This is a genomic window from Dyadobacter sp. CECT 9275 (assembly GCF_907164905.1).
GTDB lineage: Bacteria > Bacteroidota > Bacteroidia > Cytophagales > Spirosomataceae > Dyadobacter > Dyadobacter helix.
The window spans coordinates 3074328-3085424 of sequence record NZ_CAJRAF010000002.1; the positions used below are offsets into that span (position 1 = coordinate 3074328).

The 11097-nt window shown below is 47.3% G+C and carries 7 protein-coding genes; 2 read left to right on the forward strand and 5 right to left on the reverse strand.

Features of this window, described 5'->3' with window-relative positions; translation table 11 throughout:
• Positions 1–23 precede the first annotated feature (23 nt).
• Positions 24–2417 (reverse strand): ABC transporter permease, encoded by a 2394-nt coding sequence (locus KOE27_RS20445; RefSeq protein WP_215240653.1) that lies wholly within the window; start codon positions 2415–2417, stop codon positions 24–26.
• Between the two features lie 174 nt (positions 2418–2591).
• Complete coding sequence (locus KOE27_RS20450) at positions 2592–3815, reverse strand: hypothetical protein (protein WP_215240654.1); 1224 nt, start codon at positions 3813–3815, stop codon at positions 2592–2594.
• 249 nt (positions 3816–4064) lie between these two features.
• On the opposite strand from KOE27_RS20450, the gene KOE27_RS20455 reads away from it, so the two are divergent.
• Both KOE27_RS20455 and KOE27_RS20460 read left to right on the forward strand, forming a co-directional pair.
• Complete coding sequence (locus KOE27_RS20455) at positions 4065–4874, forward strand: ThuA domain-containing protein (protein WP_215240655.1); 810 nt, start codon at positions 4065–4067, stop codon at positions 4872–4874.
• A 171-nt stretch (positions 4875–5045) separates the two neighbouring features.
• Positions 5046–5471, forward strand: coding sequence for an SRPBCC family protein (locus KOE27_RS20460; RefSeq protein ID WP_215240656.1), 426 nt, complete (start codon positions 5046–5048; stop codon positions 5469–5471).
• Between the two features lie 159 nt (positions 5472–5630).
• Here the strand turns inward: KOE27_RS20460 and KOE27_RS20465 are convergent, their stop codons facing one another.
• The 3 genes from KOE27_RS20465 to KOE27_RS20475 form a co-directional block, all read right to left on the reverse strand.
• Positions 5631–6614 (reverse strand): Gfo/Idh/MocA family protein, encoded by a 984-nt coding sequence (locus tag KOE27_RS20465; RefSeq protein WP_215240657.1) that lies wholly within the window; start codon positions 6612–6614, stop codon positions 5631–5633.
• A gap of 27 nt (positions 6615–6641) precedes the next feature.
• The gene (locus KOE27_RS20470; RefSeq protein ID WP_229252852.1) at positions 6642–9356 is read right to left on the reverse strand and encodes a PQQ-dependent sugar dehydrogenase; all 2715 of its coding nucleotides are present in this window, start codon (positions 9354–9356) and stop codon (positions 6642–6644) included.
• A 131-nt stretch (positions 9357–9487) separates the two neighbouring features.
• Positions 9488–11089, reverse strand: a complete 1602-nt coding sequence (locus KOE27_RS20475; RefSeq protein ID WP_215240659.1) for a RagB/SusD family nutrient uptake outer membrane protein — start codon at positions 11087–11089, stop codon at positions 9488–9490.
• Between the last annotated feature and the right edge of the window lie 8 nt (positions 11090–11097).

Below are 11097 nucleotides of genomic sequence, written 5' to 3' on the forward strand. Positions count from 1 at the left end.
TTCTTACTGGATTTCAACTTATGCTACTCGCTTTTTAATGATTTTGCAGGATTCACCAGCGCTGATTTCAACGCTTGCGAACTTACCGTTAAAAGAGCGATAACGATAGCCGTCAGCCCCGACAGCGCGAATATCCACCAGGACAAATTTTCACGGTACTCAAAGTTTTTCAACCATTCGTTCATGGCGTAAAATGCTACGGGAGTACCGATCACGATGGCGATGATGACCAGTTTGATAAAGTCGCCCGACAGGAGCAAAACCAGGCTCTGAACACTCGCACCCAGTACCTTCCTGACGCCCATCTCCTTGGTCCGGGATTCTGCTGCAAAGGCAGCCAATCCGAATAAACCCAGACAAGCAATGATAACCGCAAGTACTGCAAACGAGAGTAACACACTTCCCTGCTTTTGTTCGGACTTATATTGTTTGGAAAAATTTTCATCCAGAAACTGGAAATTCAGGCTTGCTTCGGGATCAAACTCACGGTAGGCTTGCCGTATGTAGGCCAACGCTTCTTTGGTTTTGGAAGGCTGAATACGTACATAAACGTTATCTTTATCCGCAGGCGCGGGTAACTGAATGACCAGCGGTTCAATCTTGTGCTGAAGCGAATAAGTATGAAAATCTTTGACAACCCCGATCACTGCTGCTTCTCTTGTGTTGCCTTTGCCATCCATAAAGTACCGGATCCTTTTGCCCAAAGGCTTTGTCCAGCCTTGTTTTTTAACCAATGCTTCATTGACAATCACCGCTCCGGCAGCGTCGGACGGGGAATCATCTTTGAAATTACGCCCTTTCAATAGTGCGATCTGAAGTGTTTTAAGATAATCCGCATCTGCCGAAAAGCGCTGGGTAATCTGCGTTCCGGATGGCATTTCGCCATTTTCAGTTTCAATGAACATCCCGCTTGTTCCCAGGTTATTATTACCGATCGGGTTACTGGCTGATGCTGTACTTTCTATCAGAGGGCTCTGTCCCAGTTTTTCTTTAACAGCTTTGATTTGCGTTCTGACTTCATTTTTATCGATATGGAATGTCAGAACCTGATCCTTATTGAAACCCAGGTCTTTGTTATTTACATAATACATTTGTTTATAAACAATACCCGAACTGGCGATCATCACCACGGTTGCCGCAAACTGGAAAACAACCAGAGACTGACGGAAACGAACCCCGCCCGACTGCGTGCCTAGCTGCCCTTTCAGGGCAATAACGGGCCGGTAACCGGATAACATCAAAGCCGGGTAAATACCACTCAATAAACTGATGAGGATAATAAAAAGTGAAGAAACAACGGCGGTAAACCAGCCATTTATATAATTCGGGGCAAGTGTCTTTTCTGCCAGCTGATTAAAAAATGGCAATGCCGCGTTTACCAGCAAAAATGCCACCAATCCTGCCAGCATCGTCATTAAAAAAGATTCGGTCAGAAACTGACCTACCAACTGTAAACGTTGCGAGCCGATTGCCTTTCTTACGCCTACTTCACGTATCCGTTTCATGGATCGGGCCGTGTAAAGATTCACATAATTGATGCAGGCAATAATCAGGATCAGCGCAGCTATAGTTATGAAAGTGTAAATGGTATGAATGTTCCCGTTTGTACTTATTTCATAGTCATAATGCGAATGAAGGTGAATGGAAGTGAGAGGCTGTAGTGCAAGCTGATAGCTGACATCGCCAATCTCTTTTTTCAGGTATTTATCAAAAAAGCCGGGGAACTTCTTTTCCAGGTTTTTGTAGTCGGTCCCCTTTTTCAGCAACAGGTAAGTATAGAGGCCAAACTCCTGCCAGCCCTCGGTATAATTTTCGGGTAAAGAGCGGAGTGCGCTGAAATGAAGATGTGAGTTGACCGGAGCATCAGCAATAACTCCGGAAACAGTATTTGGAAAGTTGTTTGAAAACATCACCGTTTGCCCGATCGCTTTGGAAGCATCGCCGAAAAGCTTCTCAGCGAGCTGCTTTGTCAGCACTATTTTCTGGGGACCTTTGAGTGCCGATACCGGATCTCCATAAATGAAAGGATAGGTGAAAACTTCAAAAAAGGACGGATCCGTAAAATAAATATCCTGTGCTTCTATTTTTTTATCCTGGTACCGCACTACGCCACCTCCCTCCGTATGAATCCTGACCGTTTTTTCAATTTCGGGGTAATCATTCTGCAAAGCCTGTGCATAAGGCGCGGAAGTAGGTGCGATTTTAAAATTACCAGACAGCCACTGGGCCTGATGCACAACACGAAAGATACGATCCGATTTCTGATGAAAACGATCATAACTCAGCTCATCGGCCACGTAGAGGACCATCAGCCACACGGCGGCCATTCCAATTCCAAGGCCCAGTATGTTTAATCCGCTGAACAGTCTTTGGTTCCGGAAATTACGGAGTGCTATTTTCAGGTAGTTGCGCAACATAGGATCAGATTTTAATGAGTCAGGATCAGAGCAATTGTGATACTGGTATCTCTTAAAATCACATGCCAGGCTATTCTACTTATTGATTATTAGATAGTTATGATATTTTACAAAGACAATGTGTTCACTTTCGAACAGCACTGTCCAGCGACGGACGAGTAAGGGTACCTTTTATCAAGGCTTAAAAAACAATGGTTTCAGATCCGCTTCAAACACATTACCTTCTTCGTCTGAAGCAAGTATGATCCAGGGTGCGTTATCAGGAAAAGGTTTTTTAGGGACAGTGATATCATTAATCTTGTTCCGCTTCGTCCATCCGGTAGCGTCGGGGGCAATCACCGTCCTTACATCCCGCAACAGACCGGCGGATGAAGTATCTACCCTTCCAAAAACGATTTCTCCCAAATTGGCATTTTTGTGGTTATAAATCGTATGTCCGGCCAGTACGAGCGCCGGGTTTTGAGTAGCAATAACGACCGGGCGGCTGGGTGCTTTAACCACATCCAGATCGGCATAAGCATAATTACGCCATTGTCCGTTTGCGTGGCGCACCCTGAGAACCTGCTGCGGACTACCCAGCTGATCTACGCTGTTCTTGGTGGCCAGCCACAATGTCCCGTCTGTTGCCAGGGAAGCATGAAGGTGATCATCCGCCGTTTTGTTTCCTTGCTCAATGACGACAGTATCTTCCCAGCGATCAGCAGGCTGGCCATTCCGATGTGTCCTCATACTTACAGCGTCTCTATTCTGATCCGACCAGATGATCGCCGTCTGTCCGGGAAGCTCTGCCACGGTGCAGATATCATCCGCGTTCAGTCCTTTTGCAAGCACATAGGGTGGTGTCCATGTCCAGTTTTTAGAAGAACTGCTCCATACACAAACCTTCTCTCCTGCATCGGCAGCCACCCACCAGCACCCCGTTTTATCCTTTGCAATAGTTGCCGTTTCCATCTCATCAGTGGAAACCGACGGGCTTAAACTGCCACGTACTTCTGCCATCCAGGTAATTTTTGAAGCTTTTTCCACTTTTCTGATGGCAAATACCGTGAGTACGTGTTTATCAACCCCCACCGCCATTATTTCATTTTGATCTGCCCACACATCCGCCCGGCCGGGTATGCCCTGTAATAAGGCGCGCACCTGAGCATGCTCCGTCCAGCCACCGGCTGTTCGCTGCCAAAGCGACGGCCCCGATGACGTGGGGAGAAGCGCCCACCAGCTTTTGTCGGCATACCAAAGTTTTGACTGCGGTTTGTCTGCCGTGGGATTGGGAACATCAACCTTCAGTACCGGTTTGGTGGAAGGAGCAACAGGTTCACTGTTATTTATCTGAGCGTATAACCTGCCCGTATTGACCAACAGCGTGAGGAATAACAGTAACAGCGTGATTTTTTTCATTGGACAGAATACCGGTTAAGCATGTAAATTATTTACTAAATACTTTACTACCCGCTGTACAGGCTAATTGTTTCTGTTATTGTTACATGAAGGAACATTCATGTAAACTACTGCAATAATTGTTGGTTGCATCACCATCTACCAGAGATTTTGCTCGTGGCGGTTCACCAGGGATGATTATTTTTTCGCAATTGCTTAGTTTCAAACAACCTTTGCCTTTTAAGGATATATACTAAACCATTACCCACGATGTTTAAAATCTCCACGTCAACAAAATCCAACGCGCTTTCGGTCGGGTTTGTATCCCTGTTACTGCTCCTGCTGTTTCCGCCGACGGTTTATGCCTCGGACAGTGTCAAAAAGAAACCGCACGTCGTTTTTCTGATCAATGAGGATACCCTCAACTATGAAGCACACAAAACGATTCCTGTTTTTGCAAAACGGCTTTCCGAAACTCAAAACTACAGGGTAACTGTGCTGATGGGCAAAGGACCAAACAATGCATTTCAGTTTCCCGGATTGCAAATGATTGAAAAGGCCGACGTAGTGGTATTATTTTCCCGGCGCATTGCCCTACCCCCCGAACAGATGCAGCTGTTCAAAAATTACCTCAAAAACGGTGGCCCCCTGGTTGCCATCAGAACCGGTAACCATGCTTTTACCACACGCGGTACCATTGCCAGCGGTTATGTAGACTGGCTCGGGTTTGTTCCTGAAATACTGGGCTGTGGAAATTATGGATACGGGCCTGTGGAGCTGGGTACAGATGTATCTGTTGTACCAGAAGCATCTGGACATCCGATACTCGGGGATTTTAAGCCTGCACAGTACCATAGCATTGGAAACATATATAAAGTAACGCCCCTGCTGGATCCACAGACAAAAGTGTTGCTGACCGGAAAAGCAGGTGATGAAATTCAGCCCGTGGCTTGGACAAGAATGGCCGGTAAAAGCCCGGTCTTTTACACCACGCTGGGTTACCCTGCTGATTTTGAGGTGGAGCAATTCAATCATTTACTCATCCGTGCGATACAATGGGCCATTGGCCAGAAATCCTGAACACCATGACCATGGGTCGTGGTCAATAGACATACAAATGAAAAAACAATAATAAAACTGAAATAAATTATAAAGAAACCGCCTGAAACTTGGAAAGAAAGACTGGATTGATAAACTTGACTGATCAATACTTAGCTACTTAAAAACTGGGCATTACCGTCGGAGAACAAAATGGAAGCACACGAAAACACATCCGTCACCGTACAAGCAACGATCAACGCACCACTGGAAAAAGTATGGCAATACTGGACCTTGCCGGAACACATCACGAAATGGACCCAGGCTTCGGATGATTGGCACGCGCCACACGCAACCAATGATCTGCAGGCCGGAGGTAAATTCCTGACCCGAATGGAAGCCCGAGACGGCAGTTTTGGATTTGACTTTGAAGGTATTTACGATGTAGTGGAAACCCATTCCCGCATTGAATACAGTATGGCGGACGGCAGAAGGGTCCAGATTTTTTTCGTGCCCGACGGAGATCAGACCAGCGTAACAGAAACTTTTGATCCGGAAGACATACACCCCGCAGATTTTCAGAAAGCAGGATGGCAGGCAATACTGGATAATTTTAAAAAGTATACGGAAGGGAATTAGTGATACCTATACGGAAGTGTATAGCCCCGGCTCGGCTTGGTTTCCAGACTACGACTACGCTAAACCCAAGGTATGGCTGTTCATAATTGCCGGACGCTGAACCTTCAAGGTTTAGGAGATAATCTGAATGTCAGTGGTTCAGCCGTCCGGCAATAGTATTTAAACTTTCTGTAATAAAACCGGCTTTCCGGATTTTTTCCTGCTTTCGTCCGCAGCGGCTATAAAGCTGAAAATTTCCAGCGTTTCTTTGGGTTGAACCGGTGGCTGTCCGGTTTCAAAAAAATTGATGATCTGTTTTACCAGTGGCTCGTACGAAGAAAACGGGCCAAGCGGAGCAATACCCTTTTCACCAAAAGCAGTACCGGCAATGTTGGCAGCCCCCTTCCTGATGCCCCGGACGGTACCTATGCGCCCGTCGTGCCAGAGCCCGGTGACCAGGTCCGCACCTTCCGTGTAGGTTCGTGTCACACTTTTGCAACCCGGTCCCATTACGGTGAACAACATTTCCACACCGTGAATGGCATACCAGGCCAGATCCATGTGGCTTTTTTCCAGCTCTGCGGGTGTATATACATCGGCGCCCAAAACCTGTCCGACCGAACCTGATACTACTTTCTGTACGTGCTCATCAAACCTAAGTGCCGACGAGGTAAAAACCGGTGTGTTGTATTGTTCCGATGCTTTAAAAATAGCTTGTGCATCTGAAAATGTGGCAGCTATCGGCTTATCAATAAAAATCCTTTTACCTGCTTTAAAAACGGGGAGTGCCTGTTCCAGATGGGGACGGCCATCGTTGGATTCCAGCAGTACCACATCCACTTTTGTCAGAAGTTCGTCAATAGAGTCCACGATTTCTACGCCCAGGCTTTGCACGGCTTTTATAATGTCCGGCTTCATTTTCAGGGCCGAAGGGATATCCCTGCTCCCGTGCGGATAAGCAGCCACTACCCGGTACCCTCTCATTTGCTCGCCACCCGCATGAATGAGTTTGCTGAATACTTCGCTATGACTGGTATCCAAGCCAATGATACCAATACGTTTCCCGGGAGCAACCTTTTGAAAGGCAGGTTTAAAAGCTTCGCTCATCACACCATAACCCGCGACTGACAAGGCGGAGGTTAGCAAAAAATTACGTCTTTTCATTGATTTTGAAATACTTACGGAGGTTACTTATTTTTCAAAAAACATCCAGTCGATGTGAAAAAGCGCTGACCTTGCTGCCGGATTTTTATAAACAAAATACAGGTTCTGAACACCCTTTGTAGGTTTCACGGCCAGGCTCAACTCTTCCCATTTCTCCGGGTCCCTGACTTCACCTGCCGGAATATCCAACGTTCCAATCACCGCTCCGTCCTTACCGCCAAGCCGTACTTCAATGGTTCCGCCCGCCCCTAGCTCCTGAACCCGAAAACGGATGTTCCGGATGCCTGTCAGATCGATATTACCGAAACGGGTGAATTTTCCATTGGTAATATTGGCGATGTAAGATACGTAAGCTGTATTCTTTGTCGCGATCACCACACCAACGTTTCCTTCATCATAATCCTCCATCTGGATCAGCGGGCTTTTCAGGACGATCTGGCTGCTGGCAGTAAAAGGCTCAATACCATTGGCACCCTTGTCGGTATATGTCGCTCTCAGCAGGTATGCGCCTTCATTACCTTTCCCTTCATGCTGTGTTAATTTTATGTTTCCCGATAACGGAATATTCGCTTCCTTTTTTGACAATGAAAGAATATAGGCTGTTATTTCCTCTGCATCCTTTTTGGGCAGATCCGCGTGCGGCGGCATGGGATAGGTACCCCAGTTGCCGCTACCTCCGCTTATAATCTTTGCGGCAAGAACCGAAGCAGCATCGCTTTTACCAGCATATCTTTGAGCGATCTCTTTCAGGGCAGGGCCGATGGATTTGGTTTCCAGCGTGTGGCACGCTTTACAGTCGAGGGTGGCATAAAGTTTTTCAGTTTGAGCAAACTGAACGTTTCCGGAAGACAATCCGCTGGCAAGGTCCTTCCCAAAAGGTATGTAGTTGAAAGCCGCGCCGATTTTCCTGCGATCCAGCACTTTATCTTCCTTATCCGAAATCACGATCTGGTAATCCAGCACAGTATTGTCCCAATAAAAAGTACGGTTTGCCGATGTTTTAATATGGACCTCCGGTGGCGTGTTCCCCACTTTTATCTGGGTAGTGGCTGTAGACTTTCCACCGTTCTGGTCCGATACCGTCAGCACCGCATTGTACACACCCGGTTTGGTGAAAGTATGCTTAACCTGTTCTCCTGTGATTTTTTGCGATCCGATCTTCCATTCATAACGCAGCTTATCCCCCGGATCATGATCTTTTGAATCCTTTGCGGAAAACGCAACGGTTAACGGCACGCCGCCAACGGTCTTGTCTGCCTTTGCCGAAGCCACCGGGTTTCTGTTTCCCTCGGAATATTCAACCCTTATAATTCCTGAATCGGTATTACGGGCAAACCAGTTGGTACCATAGGCGAGCAGATAAATGGCGCCGTCGGGGGCAATCTGCATGTCAATCGGTGCCACCACCTTCAGCTGCGGCAGAAAAGGCTCCATACTTACATAATTCCCCTGGCTGTCCATCGTCACCGCCATGATCCATTTACGGATCCAATCGAAGATAAAGAGCTTGCCGTTGTAGTAATCGGGCAGTTTATAAGGCGCATTGGGAAACAGATCACTGTAATAAACCGGACCGGCCATTGCGCTGGCACCACCTTTCCCGACCAGCGGCCATTTTGCGGAAGGTCCCTTTCCGTACCATATAAACGCAGGCTGAGCCGGAGGTAACTGCCTGACACCCGTATTGTTGGGCGACTCGTTGATTACGTTCAGCGGGTCTTTGCCAGGTCCTTCTTTTTTCGTTTCAAAATCATATTTGGGAAACACTTCGTTAGCGCCAAGGAAATAGGGATACCCAAAAAAACCCGGCTTGCGTGCCTGATTGATCTCGTCATAGCTTAATTTGCCTTCACTGGCTTTCACCTCGGTATCCGGTCCTACATCTCCCCAGTAAACGTACTGCGTTTTGGGGTCCACCGACATCCTGAATGGATTCCTCAATCCCATGACATAGATCTCAGGCTTCCCCAGAGAGCCATCCTTAGGGAAAAGGTTGCCGTCAGGTATACTGTAAGTACCATCAGGTTCCGGTTTGATCCGCAATATCTTCCCCCGGTAGTCATTGCTGTTGGCCGTGGAGCCCTGGTCGTCGGCAAGTGCTCTTCCCGGACGCTCATCGGTAGGGTTATGGCCTTCAATTTCTTCGGCATTGGTATTGTCACCAATGGAAAGATATAAAAGCCCGTCCGAAGCAAAAGTAAGATACCCCGCCGAATGACAGCAATACGTCCGCTGCGTGGGTATTTCCAGCAATACTTTTTTGGATGATTCATCCAGTTTTCCATCTTTGAAGTCGAAGCGGGCCAGATGGCTCACATTCCGGTCTCCTCCCACACCATAATAAAAATATAACCAGTTGTTTTTCTTAAAATCAGGGTCAGCGGCAACGCCCAGAAGCCCGTCCTCTATCCCGCTGAAAACATTAAAATGCGCAATGGTTTTAAGTTCCCGCGTACTGTTGCTGAAATAACGAACCGCTCCTTTCCGCTCGGCAATCACGATATCATAGTTGGGCAAAATAGCCATTTCCATGGGCTCATCCAGGCCAGAGGCCAGCTGCACATAGGTAAACCGGCTTGAATCCGGACCATTACCCGTGCCCGAAAGCCGGGTAACCGGAGGTATGTCCTGCCTGTTTAAATTTTCAGGCCCGGTAATTTGTCGGAACGTTTTTCTTTCAGCAGCCGGTCTGGTTGCAGCGCAAATCGCGGATAGTAAGAAAAGGGATACTAGAAATTTCAACTGGTTCGCCATTCAAAAAAACTTTGGATTGTATTTACTCGGACCTGAAAGCAGTTATGAAATATAAGACGATCAGATCATAATTTGGTGTTACACCCGGATAAATATGATCCGGATGTAACAGAAACTGATCAATAATTAGGATTCTGCGCAATGGACCCGCCGGAGCGGTCAATTTCAACCTGCGGAATTGGGAAAACTTCATTTTTCCCGGCAGTGAAATTAGCGCCTTTTCCATTTGATAAGGGCTTTTGTGAGTATGCTTTCATGGTTTCTACCAGGCTGTTCCATCTGATAAGATCAAATAAACGATGATATTCCAGCGCCAGTTCAACGCGGCGTTCGTGGCGTACCGCCTTCCGCAGGTCATCCGTTGCCTTCACATCGGCCAGTGCTTTATCCGCAATTTTTGCAGTACGGGAAGTCGCTTCCACATCCGTACGGGTTGAATTTGAAGCACGTTTACGAACCATATTGATATAATCCGCAGCCTCCTGCTTGTCACCACCACTTTCAATTAAGCCTTCGGCATACATAAGAAGCACATCGGCATAACGGATCGGATGGTATGTCCAGGCGTCATCTCCCCAGCCTGCTCCTCTGCGGGATTCGGGCAGGTATACCTTGCGGTTATGGTATCCGTTGTTGGGGTATGTCGAGAAATCCAGTATCTCACTGCTTCCGTTGAGTTTTGGAAATGCATCTCCCGGCTGCAGCACAGTAAACAATAAACGCGGATCTCCTTCTTCAAACTCACTCACCAGATCCTGTGTAGGAAGATCAAATCCCCAGCCTCCAGTTGCACCGCGAGGCGAACAATAAACAGGTATGTGACTTCCGTAAATCTGAAGGGCCGGATCATCTCCCATGATAATTGAAAAAACGGCTTCTTTGGTTTTGTATCCGTTGGCAAGAAAAATCTCCTGATACTGAGGGTGTAGTGCAAAAGCTTTTGAGTCAATCACCTTTTTTGCCGCATCTTTTGCTTTGGCAAAAAGTGAGGTATCATCTTTCGCAAAAAACAGATAAGTACGTGCCAGCAATGCCCATGCCGCTTCTTTAGTTGCTCTTCCCAGCTCAGCAGGCTGAAGGCTGGTGGCGGTCAGCATATCTGCATCATTGGCCACCGCCAGCAGTTCACTTTCTACAAACTCGAATATTTCTTTGCTTGTTGCACGGTTCAGTTTTGTACGGTCTTCAACGGTCAGCGTCTTGGTAACCAGTGGCACACCACCATATACCTTTACAAGTTCCGAATAAAACAATGCCCGCAGGAAACGTATTTCGGCCAGGTACCGGTTTTTTAAATTAGCCGGCAAGGGAGCACCCGTGGCGTCTATTAAAGCAGCATCGGGCAGGCGTTCCAGTGCTACATTGCAATTTCCGATGGCATTGTACCTGGCAGTCCAGTATCCCTGAAGGGTTTCATTGGAAGAAATTGCCCTTCCAAACCCAAGATCTGTTACGAAAGGACGGTCGCCGGCATCAGACCCTCCCTTGTCGCTGTCATCGGTGGCCATGTTGCCAAGCTCTGCCCGTGACGCCTGGTAACCCCAGAAATCATAAAATCCACGATAACAGGTAATCAGCGACTTAAAACCGGCGTCAGCCGATTTGTAAAAATTCTCATCGGTGAGGTTTCCCGGCGGGGTTCTGTCCAGGAAGTCTTCCGAGCAGGAAGTTCCCATGAGTATCAGCACGGAAACAAGCAGAATATGTGATAACTTTTTCATTTTTAATC

Coding starts and splice junctions, on each gene's coding strand:
- KOE27_RS20445 (WP_215240653.1), bottom strand. CDS start 2,417: ATGTTGCGCAACTACCTGAAAATAGCACTCCGTAATTTCCGGAACCAA.
- KOE27_RS20460 (WP_215240656.1), top strand. CDS start 5,046: ATGGAAGCACACGAAAACACATCCGTCACCGTACAAGCAACGATCAAC.
- KOE27_RS20450 (WP_215240654.1), bottom strand. CDS start 3,815: ATGAAAAAAATCACGCTGTTACTGTTATTCCTCACGCTGTTGGTCAAT.
- KOE27_RS20465 (WP_215240657.1), bottom strand. CDS start 6,614: ATGAAAAGACGTAATTTTTTGCTAACCTCCGCCTTGTCAGTCGCGGGT.
- KOE27_RS20475 (WP_215240659.1), bottom strand. CDS start 11,089: ATGAAAAAGTTATCACATATTCTGCTTGTTTCCGTGCTGATACTCATG.
- KOE27_RS20455 (WP_215240655.1), top strand. CDS start 4,065: ATGTTTAAAATCTCCACGTCAACAAAATCCAACGCGCTTTCGGTCGGG.